At 71.4% G+C, this 20,933-nt stretch carries 21 protein-coding genes; 14 read left to right on the top strand and 7 right to left on the bottom strand.

The genetic code is table 11. The features are described from left to right. Positions 1-22: 22 nt before the first annotated feature. Both flgL and Q9R47_RS22050 read left to right on the top strand, forming a co-directional pair. Positions 23-1,309: a flagellar hook-associated protein FlgL gene (gene flgL / locus Q9R47_RS22055; RefSeq protein ID WP_311235263.1), complete on the top strand. Its 1,287-nt coding sequence runs from the start codon at positions 23-25 to the stop codon at positions 1,307-1,309. Positions 1,310-1,381: 72 nt separating this feature from the next. Beyond that, the gene (locus Q9R47_RS22050; RefSeq protein ID WP_311235262.1) at positions 1,382-2,608 is read left to right on the top strand and encodes an HDOD domain-containing protein; all 1,227 of its coding nucleotides are present in this window, start codon (positions 1,382-1,384) and stop codon (positions 2,606-2,608) included. Positions 2,609-2,654: 46 nt separating this feature from the next. Here the strand turns inward: Q9R47_RS22050 and Q9R47_RS22045 are convergent, their stop codons facing one another. Beyond that, positions 2,655-4,127: a PLP-dependent aminotransferase family protein gene (locus tag Q9R47_RS22045; protein ID WP_311235261.1), complete on the bottom strand. Its 1,473-nt coding sequence runs from the start codon at positions 4,125-4,127 to the stop codon at positions 2,655-2,657. 181 nt (positions 4,128-4,308) lie between these two features. Here Q9R47_RS22045 and Q9R47_RS22040 point away from each other — a divergent pair, with 181 nt between their 5' ends. The 8 genes from Q9R47_RS22040 (at position 4,309) to Q9R47_RS22005 (ending at position 11,106) form a co-directional block, all read left to right on the top strand. Further along, the gene (locus tag Q9R47_RS22040) at positions 4,309-4,908 is read left to right on the top strand and encodes a LysE family translocator (protein ID WP_311235260.1); all 600 of its coding nucleotides are present in this window, start codon (positions 4,309-4,311) and stop codon (positions 4,906-4,908) included. Between the two features lie 142 nt (positions 4,909-5,050). Continuing rightward, the gene (locus Q9R47_RS22035; protein ID WP_311235259.1) at positions 5,051-6,247 is read left to right on the top strand and encodes a PLP-dependent aminotransferase family protein; all 1,197 of its coding nucleotides are present in this window, start codon (positions 5,051-5,053) and stop codon (positions 6,245-6,247) included. A gap of 4 nt (positions 6,248-6,251) precedes the next feature. Then, positions 6,252-6,872: a glutathione S-transferase gene (locus Q9R47_RS22030; RefSeq protein ID WP_311235258.1), complete on the top strand. Its 621-nt coding sequence runs from the start codon at positions 6,252-6,254 to the stop codon at positions 6,870-6,872. Between the two features lie 158 nt (positions 6,873-7,030). Further along, positions 7,031-7,915, top strand: a complete 885-nt coding sequence (locus Q9R47_RS22025) for a PhzF family phenazine biosynthesis protein (protein ID WP_311235257.1) — start codon at positions 7,031-7,033, stop codon at positions 7,913-7,915. Further along, the gene (locus Q9R47_RS22020; RefSeq protein WP_311235256.1) at positions 7,912-8,649 is read left to right on the top strand and encodes a VOC family protein; all 738 of its coding nucleotides are present in this window, start codon (positions 7,912-7,914) and stop codon (positions 8,647-8,649) included. The genes Q9R47_RS22025 and Q9R47_RS22020 overlap by 4 nt, the downstream gene beginning before the upstream one ends. After that, positions 8,646-9,302, top strand: a complete 657-nt coding sequence (locus Q9R47_RS22015) for a LysE family translocator (protein WP_311235255.1) — start codon at positions 8,646-8,648, stop codon at positions 9,300-9,302. The genes Q9R47_RS22020 and Q9R47_RS22015 overlap by 4 nt, the downstream gene beginning before the upstream one ends. Next, on the top strand, positions 9,299-10,318 hold the full coding sequence (locus Q9R47_RS22010; protein ID WP_311235254.1) for a threonine dehydratase: 1,020 nt from the start codon (positions 9,299-9,301) through the stop codon (positions 10,316-10,318). The genes Q9R47_RS22015 and Q9R47_RS22010 overlap by 4 nt, the downstream gene beginning before the upstream one ends. 113 nt (positions 10,319-10,431) lie before the next feature. Continuing rightward, complete coding sequence (locus Q9R47_RS22005; protein WP_311235253.1) at positions 10,432-11,106, top strand: histidine phosphatase family protein; 675 nt, start codon at positions 10,432-10,434, stop codon at positions 11,104-11,106. Between the two features lie 61 nt (positions 11,107-11,167). Here the strand turns inward: Q9R47_RS22005 and Q9R47_RS22000 are convergent, their stop codons facing one another. The 3 genes from Q9R47_RS22000 to Q9R47_RS21990 all read right to left on the bottom strand — a co-directional run bounded on the left by Q9R47_RS22000 (position 11,168) and on the right by Q9R47_RS21990 (position 14,056). Beyond that, a complete protein-coding gene (locus Q9R47_RS22000) occupies positions 11,168-11,998 on the bottom strand; it encodes a creatininase family protein (protein WP_311235252.1) in 831 nt (276 codons plus the stop codon). A 40-nt stretch (positions 11,999-12,038) separates the two neighbouring features. Beyond that, positions 12,039-13,058: a tripartite tricarboxylate transporter substrate binding protein gene (locus tag Q9R47_RS21995; protein ID WP_311235251.1), complete on the bottom strand. Its 1,020-nt coding sequence runs from the start codon at positions 13,056-13,058 to the stop codon at positions 12,039-12,041. A gap of 113 nt (positions 13,059-13,171) precedes the next feature. After that, positions 13,172-14,056, bottom strand: a complete 885-nt coding sequence (locus tag Q9R47_RS21990; RefSeq protein ID WP_311235250.1) for a LysR substrate-binding domain-containing protein — start codon at positions 14,054-14,056, stop codon at positions 13,172-13,174. 96 nt (positions 14,057-14,152) lie between these two features. Here Q9R47_RS21990 and Q9R47_RS21985 point away from each other — a divergent pair, with 96 nt between their 5' ends. From Q9R47_RS21985 to metC, 3 genes are all read left to right on the top strand, one after another. After that, a complete protein-coding gene (locus Q9R47_RS21985; protein ID WP_311235249.1) occupies positions 14,153-14,743 on the top strand; it encodes a cysteine dioxygenase family protein in 591 nt (196 codons plus the stop codon). Between the two features lie 101 nt (positions 14,744-14,844). Next, entirely contained in the window at positions 14,845-16,458 is a 1,614-nt protein-coding gene (locus tag Q9R47_RS21980; RefSeq protein ID WP_311235248.1) for a rhodanese-like domain-containing protein, read from the top strand. Positions 16,459-16,473: 15 nt separating this feature from the next. Next, the gene (metC, locus tag Q9R47_RS21975; RefSeq protein ID WP_311235247.1) at positions 16,474-17,682 is read left to right on the top strand and encodes a cystathionine beta-lyase; all 1,209 of its coding nucleotides are present in this window, start codon (positions 16,474-16,476) and stop codon (positions 17,680-17,682) included. Positions 17,683-17,739: 57 nt separating this feature from the next. On the opposite strand, the gene arsC is transcribed toward metC, so the two are convergent. The 3 genes from arsC to Q9R47_RS21960 all read right to left on the bottom strand — a co-directional run bounded on the left by arsC (position 17,740) and on the right by Q9R47_RS21960 (position 19,921). Next, positions 17,740-18,171 carry an arsenate reductase (glutaredoxin) gene (gene arsC / locus Q9R47_RS21970; protein WP_311235246.1) on the bottom strand — a complete coding sequence of 144 codons (432 nt, stop codon included), beginning with the start codon at positions 18,169-18,171 and terminating at the stop codon, positions 17,740-17,742. 47 nt (positions 18,172-18,218) lie between these two features. Beyond that, positions 18,219-19,505 carry an arsenic transporter gene (locus Q9R47_RS21965; protein ID WP_311235245.1) on the bottom strand — a complete coding sequence of 429 codons (1,287 nt, stop codon included), beginning with the start codon at positions 19,503-19,505 and terminating at the stop codon, positions 18,219-18,221. Positions 19,506-19,594: 89 nt separating this feature from the next. Beyond that, positions 19,595-19,921, bottom strand: a complete 327-nt coding sequence (locus Q9R47_RS21960) for a metalloregulator ArsR/SmtB family transcription factor (RefSeq protein WP_311235244.1) — start codon at positions 19,919-19,921, stop codon at positions 19,595-19,597. Positions 19,922-20,324: 403 nt separating this feature from the next. On the opposite strand from Q9R47_RS21960, the gene Q9R47_RS21955 reads away from it, so the two are divergent. Further along, the coding region (locus tag Q9R47_RS21955; protein WP_311235243.1) for an MCP four helix bundle domain-containing protein at positions 20,325-20,933 on the top strand (609 nt) is incomplete at its 3' end.

Here is a 20,933-nt window from a genome sequence, read left to right as displayed (position 1 = left end):
CCCCGGCCCCCCGGAGCACGCCATGAGCACCTTCTACCGCACCGCCAGCGCCAACCAGTACGAAAACGCACTGCGCAACCTGTCGCAGCGCCAGACCGCGCTCTCCAACCTGCAGGAGAACCTTACCTCCGGCAAGCGCGTGGTGCGCGCGAGCGACGACCCGGTGGCCGCGGCCCAGGCCGAACGCGCGATCACGCGCATCTCGCGCGTGCAGAGCGAGCAGCGGGCCCTGGAGAACGCCCGCAACACCGTCACCCAGGCCGAATCCACGCTGGGCCAGGCGGTGGACATCGTGCAGGAGCTGCGCCAGCTGATCGTGAGCGCGGGCGGTGGTTCGCTCAAGCCCGAGGACCGCAAGACCATCATGAACCAGGTGCAGGGGCTGCGCGAGCAGCTCTCCGACATGGTCAACCGCAAGGACACGAACGGCCTGCCGCTGCTGGGCGCGCTGGGCAGCGCCCTCGCACCCTTCCTGGGACCGCAGTCCGGCAGTCCCGACTACAGCTTCGCGGGGCTGCCCGGCCAGGCCTCGGGATCGGCCACCTCGCTGCCGATGGCGCTGGACGGCGAATCCGCCTTCATGTTCCAGCCCAAGCGCGACGGCGTCTACACCGCATCGGTGAGCGACATCCCCAACGGCCGCGCGCTGACCACCGATGGCGTGAAGGCGGTGAACACCGCGCTCGTGACGGGCAACGACTACCAGATCGTCTTCAGCGGCGTGGGCCCCGGCGCCACGGCCGGCACCACCACGGCCACCTACACGATCACCAACACCACGACGGGGGTGGCGTCCGCGCCCGTCACGGTGCCGGACTTCCCGACGGACAAGCCCGTGTCGATCGCGGTGACCGGCATTCCGGGGGTGACGTTCAACATCACCGGCACGCCCACCAGGCAGGCCGACGGCACCTACAACTTCTCGCCAGCCAACGGCGACACGATCTCCCTCAAGCCGAGCGCCAGCATCTTCAGCAGCATCGACCAGGCCGTGCGCGACATCGGCAGTGCCAGCAACAGCAACGCCGCCGCGCAGGCCGTGGGGCAGGCGCTGAACAACATCGACATCGGCCTGGAGCGCATCCACAACATGCGCGGCTACGCGGGCGAACTGCTCAACCGCGCCGACCGCATCACGGGCGACCAGGACAAGCGCGCGGACCAGCTCGAGGCCGACCGCTCGCGCGCGGAGGATCTCGATATGATCAAGGGCATCTCCGATTTCCAGAACAACCAGACCGGCTACCAGGCGGCGCTGCAGTCCTATGCGCAGGTGCAGAAGCTGTCGCTGTTCAATTACATCGGCTAAGCCGAACGAGACAAGCGGGGAACCTGGGTCCCGCGCACTCCGCCGGGCCCGGCCGCACCGCAAAGCCCACACATGGTCCAATCCGTCCTCGGCAGCCTGATCCTCGGATACCGTCCCCTCTGGAACGCGGCGCGCCGCCTCACGGCCGTGCAGCTGCACGTGCACACCGCGGGCGAGGCGGTGGTCGATGCGCCCCACCTGCTGCGCACGCTGCAGGAGCTCTGGAGCGCGTCCTCGCCGCCGCTGCTGCTGTCGCCGCAGAGCCCGCAGCTGCTCATCGACCTGCTCGCGCAGGCGCCGCGCGGCTCGCCCTGGATCAGCGTGCCCGACGCCTGGCTCGCCGACGCCGACCTGTTCACCCGTGTGCGCGCCGCGCACCAGCGGGGCCTGAAGCTGGTGTGGCGCGGCCCGCTGGAACGCCTGCCGCCCGCCGAGGTGGCCTCGTGCTTCGACAACAGCCTGCTCACGCTCTCCGCCGCCGACGCCATGGCGGCGCTGCGCGCGGCCGGCGGCGCGATCCGCGGGGCGGCCGCCGAACCCAGCCCGGTGATCGCGGGGCAGATGTACGAGAACGTCGCGAGCCGTCCGCTCATGGAGCATTGCCTGGACCGGCACGGCGCGCTCGCGATCGCGGGCTGGCCGTCGGAAGACGTGCTCTACAGCCTGCGCCACCAGCAGCCGCAGCCGGCGCACGCCACGGTGCTCAAGCTCATGCGGGCGATCGATGCGGAACAGTCGCTGGAGGCGTTCGAGCAGATCCTCGGCGAGGATCCGGTGCTCGCCTACCGCTTCATGATCTACACCAACTCGGCCGCGCTCGGCCTGCGCACGGGCGTGGATTCGCTGCGGCGCGGCCTCGTGATGATGGGCTACGGCTCGCTGCAGCGCTGGCTGGGAGACCAGCTGCCGCACGCGAGCACCGACCCCAACCTGCAGCCCATCCGCGAATCCATGGTGATCCGCGCGCACCTGACCGAGCGGCTGCTCGATGCCGGCGTGGAGAACGACCTGCGCCGCGAGGTGTACCTCTGCGGCCTGCTCTCGCAGCTCGGCGAACTGCTCTCCGAGCCGCTCGGCACCGTGCTGCGGCGCCTTCCGCTCTCCGAACGCATCTACGACGCGGCCGTGCTGCACACCGGCCCGTACGCCGCGAGCCTGGAGATGGCCTGCGCGCTCGAATCGGAGGATGCCGCCGCGGTCCGCCAGCTCTGCGAGGCCCAGGAGCTGGACCTGGAAGAGGTGAACCGCGCGCTGCTGCGCGTGATCTCGGACCTGGAAGTGGAGCGGCCGGGCCGCTGACCTCCGCGGCGGCGTGTCCGCAGGCCGCGCCGCGCCTGGGTGGCGGTCAGCCCTGCGTGCCCGCGGCCCGCCGGAACGCCTTCCAGAACGCCGGATCCTGCGTGGTCGTGAAGTTGATGCGCATGAGCGTGCACGGCCGGCGCGTGGCGTGGAACAGCGCGCCCGGGGCGATGAGGTAGCCCTCGTCGAGCATGCGCTGGGCGAGCATGTCGGTGTCCACGCCCGTCTCCACCCAGCCGAACATGCCCGCGGGCTCGGCCGCGAAACGCTGGCCGGCCTCCAGCGCCACCTGCACGCTGCGCGCGCGCGCCTGGGCCAGCCGCAGGCGCATGCGCTCGGCATGGCGCCGCAGCTGCCCCTGCTCGATGCACAGCGCCAGGGCCTTTTCCAGGATGGAAGGCGTGGTGAGGGTGGACAGCAGCTTGGTGTCCAGCAGCCGCTCGACCAGCTCGGGCGGCGCGGCGAGGTAGCCCACGCGCCAGTTGGGGGCGAGGATCTTCGCGAAGCCGTTCACGTAGATGGTGCGGCGCAGGCCGTCGAGCGCGGACAGCCGCGTGGCATGGTCCGGCGCGATGTGGCCGTAGGTGTCGTCCTCGACGATGTGGAAGCCGTGCCGGTGGGCGAGCTGCAGGATGCGGTGCGCGTGGCCGGGCGAGAGGCTGTAGCCCGTGGGGTTGTGCAGCACGCTCACGCTCACGAACAGCTTGGGTGCGTGGGCCTCGCAGTAGCGCGCCATCACGTCCAGGTCCGGCCCGAGCGGTCCGCGCGGCACGGGCAGCACGCGCATGCCGAGCGCGTCGAGCCGCGCGAACTCCACCGACCAGCCGGGCTCCTCCACCATCACCGGGTCGCCGGCCTTCAGCAGCGTGCGGCTGACGATGTCCAGCGCGTGGGTGGCGCCGACGGTGGTGATGATCCGCTCCGGCTCCACGGGCACGTTGAGGTCCGCGAGGCGCCGCGCCAGCGCCGAGCGCAGGCCGGCGTCGCCGCGCGGCTCGCCGTAGACCAGCGATCCGTCCTGCAGGGCGCGGCCCGCGGTGACGCGGCGCACCGCGGCGGGCATGAAGCGGGCATCCTCCAGCCAGCCCGGCGGGAACACGCCGGCGCCGGGCTGCGGCTTGGACGACGCCTGGTGGAACATGCCCCGGATCAGCGTGGTCGCGTTGATGCGCGAGCCCGACATCGGCAGCACGGCGGCGCCCAGGGGCGAGCCGCCGCCGGCCGGGCCGCTGCCCTTGCCGGGCGCCGTGCCCGCGGCCGGACCCGGCAGGGAGGATGGGGACTTCTGCACCGCGTCGCGCACGAAGAAGCCGCGCTGGCGGCGGGCCTCCACGAGGCCCTGCGCGAGCAGCTGGTCGTAGGCGGCCACCACGGTGTGGGTGCTCACGCCCTGCTGCCGGGCGCACTCGCGCACCGAGGGCAGCCGCGCCCCGACCGGCAGCAGCCGGCTGCGGATGCGCTCCGCGAAACGATCGGCGAGCTGCTCGGTCAGGGTGCGTTCGGGCGTGCGGGTGAGCATGCGGGTTCTTTCCAGGGATCGGGCGGGAGGGTGCGGGAGAACGCAGGCCGGAACTGTGTCGGCCCTCGCACCAGCACAGCGCATGAGCTTGTGCAGCTGTCTGTATCGGTACTGTATCGGAATTCTGCCTACAGTGGTCCACACGCCACACCGTATCCACCCCGCCATCCCGTCCCTGCCCATGCCTTTGGTCGAATTCACCGCGCTTCTGATCCTGGCGGCCGCCATGAGCTTCTCGCCCGGCCCCAACACCACGCTGTCCACCGCCATCGCGGCGAACCGCGGCCTGCGCCCGGCGATGCGCTTCGTGTGCGCGGTGCCGCTCGGCTGGACGGCGCTGCTGCTGGTGTGCGCCGCGGGCGTCGGCGGGCTGGTGGTGGCCGCCCCGGCACTGCGCACCGCCATCAAGGCGGTGGGCATCGCCTACCTGCTCTGGCTGGCCTGGAAGCTCTCGCGCAGCGGCCGGCTCGCCGACGCCGACGCGGCCCGCATGGACATCGGCTTCTGGGCGGGCGCGGCCCTGCAGTTCGTGAACATCAAGGCCTGGCTGCTGGCGCTCACCATCGTGGCGGGCTGGGTGGCCGGCCGGCCCGACAGCCTGCCGCGCCTGGCCGTGGTGGTGCCGGTGATGGTGGCGTTCGCCCTCGCGAGCAACTTCCTCTATGCCGCCACCGGTGCGCTGCTGCGCCAGTGGCTGGCCCGCGGCCACCGCCTGCTGTGGTTCAACCGCGGCATGGCGGCGGTGCTGGCGGCCACCGCCGCCTGGATGGTGACGGCTTGAGCGCCGCGCAGTTAAGCTCTTTTCCTGGCGGGGCCCACCCCTTGCCCCTCCGACCGGCCGCACGACGGCTTTTTTCGATAACGACGACACGCACGAGGCACGGCCCCTTTCCTTCCGGGGCGTGCCGCAGGAGATGATTTCCATGACGACCTGGACCCTGGCCCAACGCGCCGCCAAGATGAACCCCTCGGTGATCCGCGAGATCCTGAAAGTGACCGAGAAGCCCGGCATCATCAGCCTGGCGGGCGGCCTGCCCTCCCCCAAGACCTTCCCGGTCAACGATTTCGCGCAGGCGTGCGCGGCGGTGCTGGGCCAGGACGGCGCCTCGGCGCTGCAGTACGCGGCGAGCGAGGGCTATCTGCCGCTGCGCGAGGCCGTGGCCGACTTCCTGCCCTGGGACGTGTCGCCCGACCAGATCCTGATCACCACCGGCTCGCAGCAGGGCCTCGACCTGGTGGCCAAGGTGCTCATCGACGCGGGCAGCCGCGTGCTCGTGGAGACCCCGACGTACCTCGGCGCGCTGCAGGCCTTCACGCCCATGGAGCCCGACGTGCACAGCGTGGCGAGCGACGACGAGGGCCCGCTGGTGGACGACCTCGCCGCCAAGGCCGGCACGGGCGATGGCCGCGCGCGCTTCATGTACCTGCTGCCCAACTTCCAGAACCCCACGGGCCGCACGATGAGCGAGGCGCGCCGCGTGGCGATCTCCGCCAAGGCCGCCGAGCTGGGCCTGCCGCTGGTGGAGGACAACCCCTACGGCGATCTGTGGTTCGACCAGGCCCCGCCGCTGCCGCTCACCGCGCGCAATCCGGAAGGCTGCATCTACCTGGGCTCGTTCTCGAAGGTGCTGGCCCCCGGCCTGCGCCTGGGCTTCCTGGTGGCGCCGCACGCGCTCTACCCCAAGCTGCTGCAGGCCAAGCAGGCGGCCGACCTGCACACGCCGGGCTTCAACCAGCGCATGGTGTCCGAAGTGATGAAGGGCGGCTTCCTGGACCGCCACGTGCCCACCATCCGCGCGCTCTACAAGCAGCAGCGCGACGCGATGCTGTCCGCGATGGACCGGGAAATGCAGGGCCTGGGCGTGACCTGGAACCGGCCCGACGGCGGCATGTTCCTCTGGGCGCGCCTGCCGGAAGGCATGAGCGCGCTGGAGCTGCTGCCCGAGGCGGTGGAGCGCAACGTGGCCTTCGTGCCCGGCGCGGCCTTCTATGCGGACAACCCCGACACGCGCACGCTGCGCCTGTCGTTCGTCACCGCGAGCGCGCAGCAGATCCAGGACGGCATCGCCGCGCTGGCGGCCGCCATCCGCGCGCGCCTGCCGCAGGCCGTGGAGGCCTGACGCGATGTTGCGGCTCTGGGGACGGACATCGTCCATCAACGTGCGCAAGGTCGTGTGGGCCGCGCAGGAGCTGTCGCTGGAGCTGCAGCGCACCGACGCGGGCGGCCAGTTCGGGCTCGTGCGCGAAGCGCAGTTCCTCTCGCTCAATCCCAACGGCCTCGTGCCGCTCATCGAGAACGAGGGCACCACGCTCTGGGAATCGAACACCATCGTGCGCTACCTCTGCGCGCGCCATGCGCCGGGTGACCTGTACCCCGAGGACCTGCCCACGCGCTTCCTCGCCGAGCAGTGGATGGACTGGCAGCAGACCACGCTCAACCCGGCCGGCCGCGACGCGTTCCTGCAGTGGGTCCGCACGCCCGCGGCGCAGCGCGACCCGGCGGCGATCGCCCGCTCGGTGGCGGCCACCGAGCCGCTGATGGAACTGCTCGACGCGCACCTGGCCCGGCATGCCTACCTGGCGGGCGACCGCTTCACCATGGCGGACATCCCCGTGGGCTGCGAGATCCACCGCTGGTGGGGACTGCCGCAGGACCGCCCCGCCCGGCCGCACCTGGAGCGCTGGTTCGCCGCGCTGCGCGCGCGCAGCGGCGCCCTGGGCGTGCTGGACCAGCCGCTCGCCTGACGCGCTGGCATCCGGCCCTCCGGCCGGGCGCCAGCTCCCGCATCGCACGGCGGCCAGGACGGCCGCCGGGGAGGGCCGCGCCCGTGCCGGGCCAGAGGCGTCCAGTCGCACGGCCGCTTTTCTTTCGTTGTCTGTCCGTTTCTTTCCGAGGAGCCCCCATGCGCCAGCGCCCGTTCAAGCAAGTCGACGTCTTCACCGAACGCCCCTACCTCGGCAATCCGCTGGCCGTGGTGCTCGACGGCGAGGGCCTCTCCACCGAGGAGATGCAGCATTTCACGAACTGGACCAACCTCTCCGAAGCCACCTTCCTGCTGCCGCCCAGCGAGGAAGGCCGCGCGGCGGGCGCCGATTACCGGGTGCGCATCTTCTGCCCCGGCCGGGAGCTGCCCTTCGCGGGCCATCCCACGCTCGGCAGCTGCCATGCCTGGCTGGAGGCCGGCGGGCAGCCGCGCACGCCGGGCCGCATCGTGCAGGAATGCGGCGTGGGCGCGGTGACGCTGCGGCAGGACGGCCACCGGCTGGCCTTCGCGGCCCCGCCGCTGCTCAAAAGCGGCCCGCTGGACGAAGCCGACGTGGAACGGATCGCCCGCGGGCTGGGGATCGCGCGCACCGACATCGTGGGCCATGCCTGGTGCGACAACGGCCCGAACTGGCGCGGCGTGCTGCTTGCCTCGGCCGAGGCGGTGCTCGCGCTGCGCCCCGACGGGGCCGTGCTCGGCGCGCTCGACGTCGGCGTGGTGGGCCCGCGCGGCAAGGTCGGCGTGATCGGCAGCCATGCGCCGGCGGGCGCGGACCTGCCGGACTTCGAGGTGCGCGCCTTCTTCCCCGGCAACAACGGCCTGGCCGAAGACCCGGTGACGGGCAGCCTGAACGCCGCGCTCGCGCAATGGCTGATCGGCGCCCACCTCGCGCCGCCGCGCTACATCGCCAGCCAGGGGACCGCCCTGGGCCGCGCGGGGCGCGTGCACGTCGAGCAGGACGGCGAGCACATCTGGGTGGGCGGCGGCTCCGTCACCTGCGTGGACGGGCAGGTGCTGCTGTGAGCCCTTCGACGTTCGATCCGGCCCAGGCCGCGTGCCTCGACCACCTCGTGGTGGTGGCCGCTTCGCTGGACGAGGGCAGCCGCTGGTGCCGCCGGACCCTGGGGGTGGAGCCGGCGGCCGGCGGCGCGCACCCGCTCATGGGCACGCACAACCGGCTGCTGAACGTCTCCGGCCCCGCGCACCCGCGCGCCTACCTGGAGATCATCGCGATCGATCCGCAGGCCCGGCCCACGCTGCCGCCGGGCCGCCAACGATGGTTCGACATGGACGACGAAGCCCTGCGCGCGCAGGTGGCGCGGCACGGCCCGCAACTGGTGCACTGGGTGGCCTCGGTGCCCGACATCGCCGCCGCGCACGCCGCGCTGGCCGCGCGCGGCGTGGACCGGGGCGAGGTCATCACCGCCGGGCGCCCCACGCCGTTCGGCCTGCTGGAGTGGCGCATCACCGTGCGGCCCGATGGCGCCCGGCTGATGGACGGCTGCCTGCCCACGCTGATCCAGTGGGGCGAGCGCCATCCGTGCCACAGCCTGCCGGACAGCGGCGTCACCCTGCTGTCGCTGGCGCTGGAGCACCCCGATGCGGCGGCGCTGCAGAGCGCGTGCGCCGCGGCGGGCGTGCAGGGGCTGCTGCGCGCGCCCGCCGCCCGGTCGCCTTCGCCGCGCCTCGTGGCGACCTTCGCCACGCCGCTCGGCACCGTCACCTGCGCAACCCTGCCTTCGGAGAACCGCCCATGATGTCCGCCCTCGCCTTCACCCCGCAGGAACTCCTGCTCTTCGCGCTCGCGGCGCTGGTGCTCGTGCTCACGCCCGGCCCCAACATGGTCTATTGCGTCTCGCGCAGCCTCACCCAGGGGCCGCGCGCCGGCCTGCTCTCGCTCGCGGGCGTGGTGGCCGGCTTCGGCGTACACCTGCTGGCCACGGCGCTGGGCCTGTCGGCCCTGCTGGTGGCCGTGCCGCTCGCCTTCGACGTGCTGCGCATCGCGGGCGCGGCCTACCTGCTGTGGATGGCATGGCAGGCCGTGAAGCCCGGGGGCAGCGCGCCGTTCGAGGCGCGCGACCTGCCGCACGACGGGCCGCGCAAGCTCGTCCTCATGGGCTTTCTCACGAGCGCGCTGAACCCGAAGGTGGCGATGTTCTACGTCGCGTTCTTCCCGCAGTTCCTGCATCCGGAGCGCGGCCTGTGGCTCGCGCAGACCTTCACTCTGGGGACCCTGCAGATCGCCATCAGCGCGCTGGTCAATGCCCTGCTGGTGCTGTTCGCCGCGCGCGTCGCCCGCTTCCTGCACCGCAGCGCCGGCTGGATGCGCGCGCAGCGCTACCTCATGGGCACGGTGCTCGGCGTGCTCGCCCTCAAGATCCTCTTCACCGAACGAAAGGCCACGCCATGAACGCCGCCCTGCCCGCTTCCGCGCTCGATGCATCCGCCCGCACCCACGCGGCGCTGCCGGGCCTCGCCGACATCGAGGCCGCGGCGGACGTGGTCTATGCCGAGTTCGCTCCCACGCCGCAGTACCGCTGGGCGCTGCTCGGCGAGCGCCTGGGCGCCGAATGCTGGATCAAGCACGAGAACCACACGCCCGTGGGCGCGTTCAAGATCCGTGGAGGCCTCACCTATTTCGACCAGCTCGCGCGCCGCGGGGACATGCCGCGCGAGGTGATCAGCGCCACCCGCGGCAACCACGGCCAGAGCATGGGCTGGGCCGCGCGCCGCCACGGCGTGGCCTGCACCATCGTCGTGCCGCATGGCAACTCGGTGGAGAAGAACGCCGCCATGCGCGCCCTGGGCGTGTCGCTCATCGAGCACGGCCAGGATTTCCAGGAAGCGCGCGAGCATGCCATGCAGCTGGCGGCCGAGCGCGGCGCGCACATGGTGCCGAGCTTCCACGCCGACCTGCTGCGCGGCGTGGCCACCTACTGGTGGGAGTTCCTGCGCGCGGTGCCGCGCATGGACGTGGCCTACGTGCCCATCGGCCAGGGCTCCGGCGCCTGCTCGGCCCTCGCCGCCAAGCGGGCGCTGGGGCACGGCGTGCGCATCGTGGGCGTGGTGAGCGCCCACGCCACCACCTATGCGGACTCGATCGCGGCCGGCCGCGTGGTGGAGGCGCCCGTCTCCACGCTGCTCGCGGACGGCATGGCCTGCCGCGTGGCGGACCCGGAGGCGCTGGCCATCCTCGCGCCCGGGCTGGACCGCGTGGTGCGCGTGACCGACGACGAGGTGGCAGCCGCCATGCGCGCGCTGTTCGCCGACACGCACAACGTGGCCGAGGGCGCGGGCGCCGCCGCCCTGGCCGCCGCGCTGCAGGAGCAGGGCCGCATCGCGGGCCAGGTGGTCGGGCTGCCGCTCACGGGCGGCAACGTGGACGCGCAGGCGTTCGCGGGCGTGCTGGCCGCGGCCGGCCACTGACGGAGGCGCGGCCCTCCGGCGGCGAAGGCCGGAGACACGGATTGCGGCGCCTCCGCGACACCCCGTCGCTGCCGCGACACGGCGCGGCCGGCCGCTCTGCCACATTGCCGTGCATGGGAACCCTCTACCTCGTGCGCCATGCGCAGGCCTCCTTCGGCGCCCAGGACTACGACCAGCTCAGCGCCCGCGGCCACGAGCAGGCGGCGCGGCTGGGCGCCTACTGGCGCGAGCGCGGCATGCGCTTCGATGCCGTCTACACCGGCACCCTGAGCCGCCATGCGCAGACGCTGGCGGGCATCGCCGAAGGGTTGCAGGCGGCCCCCGAGCCGCTGCAGGCCCTGCCCACGCTCAACGAATACGACAGCGCCGCCCTGATCGCGGCCATCCATCCCCAGCCCCTGCCGCCCGCCGACACGCCCGAGCTGTACCGGCAGCATTTCCGCCTGCTCTGCGATGCGCTCGCGCAATGGATGGGCGGCACCATCAGCCCGGCCGGCATGCCGAGCTGGACGGGTTTCTCGGACGGCGTGCGCACGGTGCTGGACCACGTCCGGCGCCACCACGCGGGCCAGAACGTGCTGCTGGTCTCCAGCGGCGGGCCGATCTCCACGGCGGTGGGCGCGGTGCTCTCCACCCCGCCGGAGGTGACGATCGCGCTCAACATGCGCATCCGCAATACCGCGGTGACCGAATTCAGCATCGCCCCGAAGCGGCTGATGCTGCAGACCTTCAACGCGCTGCCGCACCTCGACACGCCCGAGCACGCGGGCTGGGCGACGCACGCCTGAGCGGGCGGAAGCAGGCCACGGCCCGGGCCGCGCCCGACCCACGCCGCGGCCCGGCGCCGCATCACCGCCCGGGCGGGGCAGCCAGCGTGCCGTCCGGCAGGTCGTGGATCTCGCCGAGCAGCACCGCCAGCTGGGCCGCTGCGGCCTCGACCACGGCGCGGCCTTTCTCGGCCGTGGCGCCGGCCGCATCGCCCACCGCGCCCGACGGGTGGTAGTCCTCGATCGCCCAGCCCATCTTCGCGCTGCGGCCGTTGCCCAGCAGGGCATAGCGCTCCGCCCGGTCCTGCGAGGTGGAGCGGAAGTTCTTGGCATGCGCCATGCGCACGGTGCCCGGCGCGAGGTGCAGCATCATCGAGGTCTCGATCTGCCCGGCGTGGATGCCGAAGCGGTGCTCCTCGGCGCTGAACAGCCCCTGCACCGCCTGGGGCAGCGGCAGGCTGAACCAGCTCGCGCTGTAGACCAGCAGGCCGTGGCGCTGGCGCAGCTCGCGCGCCACGATGTCCATCACGCTCACCTGCCCGCCGTGGCCGTTGAAGAGCAGCAGCTTCTTCACGCCCGCGCGCGCCACGCAGGCGCCCAGCTCGCTCCAGAGCGCGATCACCGTGGCCGGCGACAGCGTGAGCGTTCCGGGAAACGACGTGTGCTCGGTGCTGAAGCCCACGTCCTGCGGCGGCAGGAACAGCACCGGCAGATCCGCCGGCAGCAGCGGCAGCGCGGCATCGATCACGCCATGCAGCAGCGTGGCATCCACACCGAGCGGCAGGTGCGGCCCGTGCTGCTCGACGGCCGCCACCGGCAGCACCGCCACGGTGCGCGCCGCCAGGCCCGAGGCCTGCGCCTCGGAGAAATCACGGGTGGACAGTTCAGCCCAGAAACGGGAGGGATACGCCATGGAGGGATGGTAGGGCATCGCCGCTCCCGGCACCCCGCCGCTAGTCTACCGAGGCGCCCGACAGCTTCACCACCCGCGCCCATCGCTGCAGATCCTCCCGCAATTGCGCCGCCAGCTGTTCGGGCGTGCCGGCCACGGCCTCGCCGCCGGCCTCCACGATCTTCCGGTCCACCGCAGGGCTCTTGAGCGCGCGCGTGATGGCCTCGTGCAGGTACGCCACGCGTTCGGGCGGGGTGCCGGCCGGCACGAAGAAGCCGTACCAGTCCTCGTAGGTCATGTTCTTCATGCCCAGCTCTTCCAGCGTCGGCACGGTCTTGAACACGCCGATGCGGCGCGGGCTGGTGACGGCGATCGCGCGCACCATGCCCTGCTGGATGTGGCTGGCCACGGAAGAAGTGGAGGTGATCATGAGCGCGACCTGCCCGCCCATCAGGTCGGCCAGCGCCGGGCCCGCGCCGCGGTAGGGCACGTGCGTGAGCGCGATGCCGGCGTCCTTCTCCAGCACCACGCCCACGAGGTGCGAGAGCGTGCCGTTGCCGGGCGTGGCGTAGGTCAGCCGTTCGCCGTCGGCCCGCGCCTTCGCGCGCAGGTCGGCCATCGTCTTGATCGGCGAGTTGGCGGCCACGACGATCGCGAGCGGCGCCGCGTTCACCTGGGTGACCGGCACGAAGCTTTTGAGCGGATCGAAGCCGGGAGCGCGGTAGAGCGCCGGGTTCACCGCCATGGTGGACACCTGCGACAGCAGCACCGTGTAGCCGTCCGCCTTGCTGTCTGCCACGTACTTCGCGCCGATGTTCCCGCCCGCGCCGGCGCGGTTCTCCGCCACGGCCGGCTGCCCGGTGATGGCCGCGAGTTCGTTGCTCACCAGCCGCATGTGGAAGTCGTTGCCGCCGCCCGGCGGGAACGGCGAGACGAGGCGGATCGGCTGGTTCGGGAAGTCGCCGGCCTTCGGCAGCACCTGCGCATGCGCCGTGGCGGCCAGGGCGCAGGCCAGCCCCAGCACGAGGCCGGTGGCGGCGCGGCACAGGCGGGACGATCGGGAATCGGGGATACGGAACATGGCGGGTCTCCTGGTGTGGTTGGATTCATGATGTCAGCCACGTGCCGGCGGATCGAGGTACCCGCCCAGGAAATCCGATAAGCTTTTCTGATGGATGCGGCCGGCCCGCCGGCTCAGCGGGCGTGCGCAGGCGCCGGCAGCGGCCCGCCGCCCTCCAGCCGGTCGCGGATCAGCGCGAACACCCGCCGCGTGAGCGGATTCACCACGCGGCTGCGCACGTAGAGGCGGTAGACCACGTCCGGCAGGGCCGGCAGCCCTTCGGCCGGGCCCAGCACGCGCAGTTCGCCGTCGAGCTGCTCGACGCCGCGCGCCGTCACGCCCAGCCCCGCGCGCAGCGCCGCCCGGATGCCGATGAGGCTGCTGGAGGTGTAGCGCGCCACCCAGGGCACGCCGGCATCGTCCAATGCTTCTTCGGCCAGCCGCCGGAAGATGCTCGGGCCGTCGGCCATGATCATCGGCAGCGGCCGCCCGGGATCGTGCACGTAGGCGGCCCCGCAGAGCCACACGGTCGGCGAGCTGCGCAGCAGCACGCCCTCCAGGTCGGCATCGAGCCGGTTGGAGATCGCCATGTCGATCTCGCCGCGCTTGAGCGATTCCATGAGGAAGGGGCTGCGCCCCACGTGCACGTCCAGCTGCAGCATCGGCGAATGGCGCACCACCTCCGACAGCAGCGAGGGCAGCATCGTGTCGGCCACGTCGTGCGGCGCGCCAATGCGCAGCGTGCCTTCCAGGTGGCCCTGCTGCAGGTGCCGCAGCGCCTCGTCGTTGAGGGCCAGCAGGTGGCGCGCGTACACCAGCAGCCGCTCGCCGTGGTCCGTGAGCCGCTTCTGCCGGCCGCGCTTCTCGAAGAGCGGGTGCCCGATCTGCTCCTCCAGCCGCTGCATCTGCTGCGTGATGGCCGACTGCGTGCGGTCGAGCTGCACGGCCGCGGCGCCGAAGCTCTCGTGCTGCACGATGGCCACGAGCGAGCGCAGCAGTTCGAGGTCGAGCGTGGTCATCCATTAATGGTACTGATGGTTTTTCTCGCGCGGGCGGGATTGTTCGGGCATTCCGCGGCGGCTAGAGTGCCTGCACGACACACAAGGAGACTCCCCATGGAAACCATCCGCGAACAGCGCACGCAGGCCGTCGGCGACGCCATCGGCCGCATGAAGGAGGCGCTCGGCGGCCGGGAGCCCACGCGGCCCGCGCTGGACGCCGTGCTGGCGTCCCTGGAAGGCATCGCGGCCCGCCCCGAACTCTGGCAGGCGGCCGACTATCCCGCGCCCGAGGCCGGCGAAACCCAGGCCCGCTACCTCATCGCCGAAGACCCGGACCAGAGCTACGCGCTCTACCTGAACGTGATGCGGCCCGGCAAGCTCATCGTGCCGCACAACCACACCACCTGGGCCTGCATCGCGGCCGTGGAGGGTACCGAGGTGAACCGCCTCTACGAGCGCACCGACGACGGCTCCGTGCCCGGTGTCGGCACGCTGCGCGAGAGCGGCCGCGTGCTGGTGGCGCCGGGCCGGGGCGTGGCGCTGATGCCGGAGGACATCCATTCGGTGCAGATCGAGGGCGAGCAGGTCATCCGCCACCTGCACATGTACGGCCGCGCGCTCGAAACGCTCACGCAGCGCACCAGCTACGACCTCGAGCAGGGCACCTGCACGACCATGGGCATCGGCGTGCAGACGCGCCGCTGACCCGGCGCCGGCACCTCCTTCCCTTCCCCACCCTTTCATTGCCGATCCGGACCGTGCGGCCGCCGCGAGGCGCCGCCCGGCGCGGTGCGGCCACGCACTCCATGACGATCGAACGCATCGCCCCTTCCCTGCTCAAGACCTGGCTGCACGACGGCGAGGAAATCGCCCTGCTCGACGTGCGGGAACACGGCCAGTACGGCGAAGCCCATCTGTTCTACGCCACGCCGCTGCCCTGGAGCCGGCTGGAACTGGACGTGCGGCGCCTGGTGCCGCGCACCGGCGTGCGCGTGGTGGTGTACGACGACGGCGCCCCAGCGCCGGAGAGCGTCGCCTGGCGTGCGGCCGAGCGGCTGCAGGCGCTGGGCTACACCCGGGTGTCGGTGCTGGACGGCGGCGCGCCGGGCTGGAAGGCCGCGGGCCACGTGCTGTTCGCGGGCGTCAACCTGCCCTCCAAGACCTTCGGGGAGCTGGCCGAGCGCGCCTACCACACGCCCCGCGTGAGCGCGGCACAGCTCGCGGCGATGCTGGACGCCGGCACGCCCGTGGCGGTGCTGGACGGCCGGCCCGTGGCGGAGTTCCGCAAGATGAACATCCCCACGGCCACCTGCTGCCCCAACGGCGAGCTGCCCTACCGCGTGCGTTCGCTCGTGCCCGACGACACCACACCCATCGTGATCAATTGCGCGGGCCGGACCCGCTCGATCATCGGCGCCCAGACGCTGATCAATCTGGGCATTCCCAACCCGGTCTATGCGCTGGAGAACGGCACGCAGGGCTGGTACCTTACGGACCATGTGCTGGAGCACGGCGGCATGCGCCGCTACCCCGACGGTTCCGGCAGCGCCACGCTGCGCGAAGCGGCGCAGCGGCTGGCCGCGCGCTTCGGCGTGCCCACCGTGGATGCGGAGACCGTGCGCGGCTGGGCGGCGGACCCGCGGCGCACGCTGTTCCTCTGCGACGTGCGCACGCCCGAGGAATTCGCGCGCGGCAGCCTGCCGGGCGCGCAGCACACGCCGGGCGGCCAGCTGATGCAGGCGCTCGACCAGTACGTGGGCGTGCGCGGTGCGCGGCTGGTGCTGTTCGACGCCGACGGCACGCGCGCGCCCACCGTGGCGAGCTGGCTGCGCCAGATGGGCCACGACGCGAGCGTGCTCGCCGGCGGACTGGAGAGCGGCCTCGCGCTGGCGGCGCCGGCCGCTGCCGAAACCCCGGAGGCCCCGCCGCTGGGCCGGATCACCGCGCAGGAGCTCGCCGCGCGCCTGGAGCGCGGCGACATCGCGCTCGTGGACCTGCGCCCCGGCATGGCCTTCCGCGCGGCGCACATCCCGGGCGCGCGCTGGTCCATCCGGCCGCGCCTGGAACGGGACCTGGCCGGCGAGGCGCGCCAGATCGCCGTGGTCGCCGACGAGCCCGCGCTGGCCGCCTGGGCGCTCGCCGACTGCCGCACCGCGCAGCCCCCGCTGCTGCTCGAAGGCGGCCTCGCGGCCTGGCAGGCCGCAGGCGGGCGCGTGGAGGCCACGCCCGATCTGCCCGGCGACGCGGACTGCATCGACCACCTCTTCTTCGTGCACGACCGCCACGACGGCAACAAGGAGGCGGCGCGCCGCTACCTGGAATGGGAGACCGGTCTCGTCGCGCAGCTCGATGCCGACGAACTGAACGCCTTCCGCCTGCCGGACGCTCCGGCAGATGCAGCGGCCGGCAGCCAGGCCTGAACGGAGCCGCGCCATATGGACGCCCCCGCGAAGAAGAACAAGGCCCCGGGCCCGCAGACCCGGCTGCTGCACAGCGGCAAGGCGCCGCGCTATGCCGGCGGCGGCGCGGTCAATCCGCCGATCGTGCGCGCGAGCACCGTGCTGTTCGAAAACACCGCGCAGCAGCGCGACCTGCGGGCGCGCCGCGGCAGCGAGCGCGTGTTCACCTACGGTGCGCGCGGCACGCCGACCGCCTTCGCGCTGGAAGACGCGGTGAGCGAACTCGAAGGCGCGCACCGCACGCGGCTCTTTCCCACGGGGCTGGCGGCGGTCGGCATGGTGTTCCTGTCGTACCTGCGGCCCGGCGACCACGTGCTGCTCTCCGACGGCGTGTACGAGCCCGTGCGGCACCTCGCACGCAGCTTCCTCGAACCCTACGGCATCGCCTGCAGCTTCTTCGCGGCGGACGGCCGCGGCATCGAACAGGGCCTGCGGCCGGACACGCGCATGGTGTATGCCGAATGCCCCGCTTCGCTCGTCTACGAGATGTGCGACCTGCCGGAACTGGCACGCATCGCCCATGCCCACGGCGCGCTGCTGGTGGCGGACAACACCTGGGGATCGGGCCTGCAGTACCGCCCGCTCGCGCTGGGGGCGGACGTGTCCGTGATGGCCGCCACCAAATACCTTTCGGGCCATTCGGACGTGATGATGGGCACCGTCTCCACCACCGAGGCGGCGTGGCAGCCGCTCGCGGATCGCTGCGACGCCTTCGGCATGGCGGTGAGCCCCGACGACGCCTGGCTCGTGCTGCGCGGCATGCGCTCCCTGTCGGCACGGCTGCAGATGCACGAGCGCCATGCGCTGCAGGTGGCCCGCTGGCTGCAGGCGCAGCCGCAGGTGCGCCAGGTGTTCTGCCCGGCCCTGCCGGAGGACCCGGGCCACGCCCTGTGGCGGCGCGACTGCGACGGCACCAACGGCCTCGTCTCGTTCGAGTGGCAGCCGGGCACCCCGGCCGCGCAGGTGGACCGCTTCATCGACGGGCTGGCGCTCTTCGGCCTCGGGGCCTCGTGGGGCGGCTACGAAAGCCTGGTCAACCAGGCCGCGATGGCCACCGCCCGCACGGTCACCGACTGGAGCGGCCGAGGGCCGGTCGTGCGCCTGCATGTGGGGCTGGAGGATCCGCAGGACCTGCTGGACGATCTCGGGCAGGCCTTCCATGCGAGCAGCCCCGGCAATCCCTGATGCCGGGGGCGCTGCAGGTCGATCGGACGCAGCCGTACCGGATCGATGTTCGGCAGGTCAGGATTTCTGGACACGCTGGCCTTTCGCGTCGATAACGGGTTCGCCGTCTTCCTTGGAGAACGCACCCTGCTGCGGGTCGGGCAGGATGTCCAGCACCGCTTCCGACGGGCGGCACAGGCGCGTGCCGACGGGCGTCACCACGATGGGCCGGTTGATGAGGATCGGGTGCTGCAGCATGCAGTCGATCAACTGCGCATCGCTCCACTTCGGGTCGGCCAGGCCCAGTTCCGCGTAGGGCGTGCCCTTCTCGCGCAGCACATCGCGCACGGGGGTGCCCATGGCGGCGATCAGGCGCTCCAGCGTGGCCCGGTCGGGCGGGGTCTTCATGTATTCGATGACCGTGGGCTCCACGCCGCTGTTGCGGATGAGCGCGAGCACGTTGCGCGAGGTGCCGCAGTCGGGGTTGTGGTAGATCGTGACATTGCTCATGGGAGTGATCCTCGCGAAGGGAGAAGGATGGCTGGCGAGCATGGGCCTCAGCCCGCCCCCAGGCGGATGGCGAGGGCTGCCAAGGTGATGACCAGCACGGGCAGGGTCATGGCGGTGCCCACCTTGAAGTAGTAGCCCCAGGCGATGCGGGTGCCCTTTTTGGCAAGCACATGCAGCCACAGCAGCGTGGCCAGGCTGCCGATGGGCGTGATCTTGGGGCCCAGGTCGCAGCCGATCACGTTGGCGTAGACCATGGCCTCCTTCACCGCGCCGCCGGCATGCGATGCATCGATGGCCAGCGCACCCACCAGCACCGTGGGCATGTTGTTCATCACCGAGGAAAGACCCGCGGCAAGGAAGCCGGTACCCAGCGCTGCCCCCCAGATGCCCATGCCCGCGAGCTGGTCGAGCAGGGCCGCAAGATGGGCCGTGAGCCCTGCGTTGCGCAACCCGTAGACCACGAGGTACATGCCCAGCGAGAAGACGACGATCTGCCACGGTGCACCACGCAGCACGTCACTGGTGTTGATCACCCGGCCCCGCCACGCGACCGCCAGCAGCACGGCCGCTCCGGCGGCCGCCACGGCGCTGACCGGAACGCCCAGCGGCTCCAGACCGAAGAATCCCACCAGCAGGAGGCACAGCACCACCCACCCGGCCCGGAACGTCTGCGGATCACGGATGGCATCGGCTGGCACCTTGAGCTGCGATGCGTCGTACCGGGCCGGGACATCGCGCCCGAAGGCCAGCAGCAGCACGACGAGGCTCGACAGCACGGCGGCGATGTTCACCGGCACCATCACCGATGCGTAGCGGTTGAAGCCGATCTCGAAGTAATCGGCCGACACGATGTTGACCAGGTTGGAAACCACCAACGGCAGGCTCGCCGTATCGGCGATGAAGCCCGCGGCCATCACGAAAGCCAGCGTGGCCGCGGGCGAGAAGCCCAGCGCCACCAGCATGGCCATGACGATGGGGGTCAGGATCAGCGCAGCGCCATCGTTGGCGAACAGCGCCGACACGGCAGCGCCCAACAGCACGATGAGCGCGAACAGCCGCCGCCCCTGGCCACCGCCCCAGCGCGCCATGTGCAAAGCCGCCCATTCGAAGAAGCCCGCTTCATCGAGCAGCAGGCTGATGAGGATCACCGCCACGAAGGTGGCCGTGGCATTCCACACGATGGCCCACACCACGGGAATGTCCGAGAGGTGCACGGCGCCGGAGAGCAGCGCGGCGACCGCTCCCAGCGAAGCACTCCAGCCGATGCCCAGGCCCCGCGGCTGCCAGATGACGAGGACGAGCGTGGCAATGAAGATCAGGGCGGCGGGGAGCATGGGACGTTCAGGAAACGGGACGGGGCACGGCTACGCCTGCGTGGTGCGCAAAGGCAGGGCAAGGAATCGACGGGGCGCGTAAATGCAGGTCAGCATCCGCAAGCGGATGGGCCATCGACCACCGCGCACGACCCGCCACCGCAACAGTTTTCGGTAAGGTAGGCCATGAGGCCGTTCATCTGGTCGAAGGCGGCACGGTAGATGAGGTTGCGCCCCTGCCGTTCCTGGGACACCAGGCCCGCGTTGGCCAGCTCTTTCAGATGGAACGACAGGCTGGTGGCGGGCACATCCAACGCCTGGGTCAGGGCGCCGGGCGTCATGCCCCCTGTGCCCGCCACGACCAGCGCGCGGAACGCCCGCAGGCGGACGGTCTGGGCCAGGGCCAGAAGCGATCGGATGGCGATTTTTTCTTCCATATTTCAACTATGGTTGAATTATTGACGAATGGCAAGCGTGATCGCAGTGGCTACCGGCCAAGGAACCGATAAACGCTTTTGAAATCAACGACTTCCGTCATGTCCCCCCTGCAGTGGGGTACATGACCTGTCGGGGGTCGACACCTGGGCGCTTCCGCCACGGCCGCATTTTCCGCAGACCTCGCATTTGCCCCCTGCAGGGGCCATGCACTTTCCTCGCGCATGAGCTGCAATGCCTTGTTGCGCCGCGTTCTCGGGTTTTCCCTGTCCTTGCGGGAAAAGTTGAGCGTTTTTATTCTCTAGTTCGGAAGGTTCAACCACATTAAAAAATTCAATAAGCAGCGTCTATCGTGGTGATAACTTTCCGGAAATCCTTAACAAAACGTATTCCCCGGGAGGACACGTGCATTTCCTGAAAAACATCCGGCTGGGCGCCATGCTCGGCATCGGTTTCGCCATCGTCATCGGCATCAGCTTCATGGTCGCTGCCTACGGCCGGTTCCAGCTCGACACGACCGGCAAGACCCTGCATGCCCTGTCGCAGGACCGGCTGGACATCCTGCTGCAACTCCAGCAGGTCAAGGACAACACCAACGTCGTCGCCCGTGCTGTCCGCAATCTGGCACTGCTGGAAGACGAGGCCGCCATGGCCGAGGAGAAGAAGCGGCTCGATGGCGTGGTCTCCGACACCTCGCAGATCATGGCCGCGCTGCAGCAGCGGGTGGTTTCCACCCAAGGCCGCGCGCTCATGGGCCGCATCTCCGAAGCCCGGCCGCAGTTCCTCGGCACCGTGGACAAGGCCGCGAAGCTCGGGCTGGCCAACGACATGGCGAATGCGCGCACGGTAGTGATGGGTGAGATGCGCACCGCGCAGAACACCTACTTCCAGGCCGTGGAGGACATGATCGCCTACCAGCGCAAGATGACCACGGACATGGCCGAGTCCTCCAGCAAGGAGGCCAACGCCGCCGGCAACACGATGATCGTGCTGGCGGTGCTGTCCGCTGCGATC

The sequence above is a fragment of the Acidovorax sp. PRC11 genome, assembly GCF_031844105.1.
Taxonomy (GTDB): domain Bacteria; phylum Pseudomonadota; class Gammaproteobacteria; order Burkholderiales; family Burkholderiaceae_C; genus Paracidovorax.
Note: the sequence above shows the minus strand (reverse complement) of the source record. Positions and strands in the feature narration are given on the sequence as shown.

Excerpts from the sequence above, each read along its gene's own strand:
- Q9R47_RS22000 (WP_311235252.1), bottom strand. The coding sequence starts at position 11,998 with ATGGCGTATCCCTCCCGTTTCTGGGCTGAACTGTCCACCCGTGATTTC.
- Q9R47_RS21985 (WP_311235249.1), top strand. The coding sequence starts at position 14,153 with ATGGAAACCATCCGCGAACAGCGCACGCAGGCCGTCGGCGACGCCATC.
- Q9R47_RS22030 (WP_311235258.1), top strand. The coding sequence starts at position 6,252 with ATGTTGCGGCTCTGGGGACGGACATCGTCCATCAACGTGCGCAAGGTC.
- Q9R47_RS22040 (WP_311235260.1), top strand. The coding sequence starts at position 4,309 with ATGCCTTTGGTCGAATTCACCGCGCTTCTGATCCTGGCGGCCGCCATG.
- Q9R47_RS21995 (WP_311235251.1), bottom strand. The coding sequence starts at position 13,058 with ATGTTCCGTATCCCCGATTCCCGATCGTCCCGCCTGTGCCGCGCCGCC.
- Q9R47_RS21965 (WP_311235245.1), bottom strand. The coding sequence starts at position 19,505 with ATGCTCCCCGCCGCCCTGATCTTCATTGCCACGCTCGTCCTCGTCATC.
- Q9R47_RS22045 (WP_311235261.1), bottom strand. The coding sequence starts at position 4,127 with ATGCTCACCCGCACGCCCGAACGCACCCTGACCGAGCAGCTCGCCGAT.
- Q9R47_RS22005 (WP_311235253.1), top strand. The coding sequence starts at position 10,432 with ATGGGAACCCTCTACCTCGTGCGCCATGCGCAGGCCTCCTTCGGCGCC.
- Q9R47_RS21980 (WP_311235248.1), top strand. The coding sequence starts at position 14,845 with ATGACGATCGAACGCATCGCCCCTTCCCTGCTCAAGACCTGGCTGCAC.
- Q9R47_RS22015 (WP_311235255.1), top strand. The coding sequence starts at position 8,646 with ATGATGTCCGCCCTCGCCTTCACCCCGCAGGAACTCCTGCTCTTCGCG.
- Q9R47_RS22010 (WP_311235254.1), top strand. The coding sequence starts at position 9,299 with ATGAACGCCGCCCTGCCCGCTTCCGCGCTCGATGCATCCGCCCGCACC.
- flgL (WP_311235263.1), top strand. The coding sequence starts at position 23 with ATGAGCACCTTCTACCGCACCGCCAGCGCCAACCAGTACGAAAACGCA.
- Q9R47_RS21990 (WP_311235250.1), bottom strand. The coding sequence starts at position 14,056 with ATGACCACGCTCGACCTCGAACTGCTGCGCTCGCTCGTGGCCATCGTG.
- Q9R47_RS21960 (WP_311235244.1), bottom strand. The coding sequence starts at position 19,921 with ATGGAAGAAAAAATCGCCATCCGATCGCTTCTGGCCCTGGCCCAGACC.
- metC (WP_311235247.1), top strand. The coding sequence starts at position 16,474 with ATGGACGCCCCCGCGAAGAAGAACAAGGCCCCGGGCCCGCAGACCCGG.
- Q9R47_RS22050 (WP_311235262.1), top strand. The coding sequence starts at position 1,382 with ATGGTCCAATCCGTCCTCGGCAGCCTGATCCTCGGATACCGTCCCCTC.
- Q9R47_RS22025 (WP_311235257.1), top strand. The coding sequence starts at position 7,031 with ATGCGCCAGCGCCCGTTCAAGCAAGTCGACGTCTTCACCGAACGCCCC.
- Q9R47_RS22035 (WP_311235259.1), top strand. The coding sequence starts at position 5,051 with ATGACGACCTGGACCCTGGCCCAACGCGCCGCCAAGATGAACCCCTCG.
- arsC (WP_311235246.1), bottom strand. The coding sequence starts at position 18,171 with ATGAGCAATGTCACGATCTACCACAACCCCGACTGCGGCACCTCGCGC.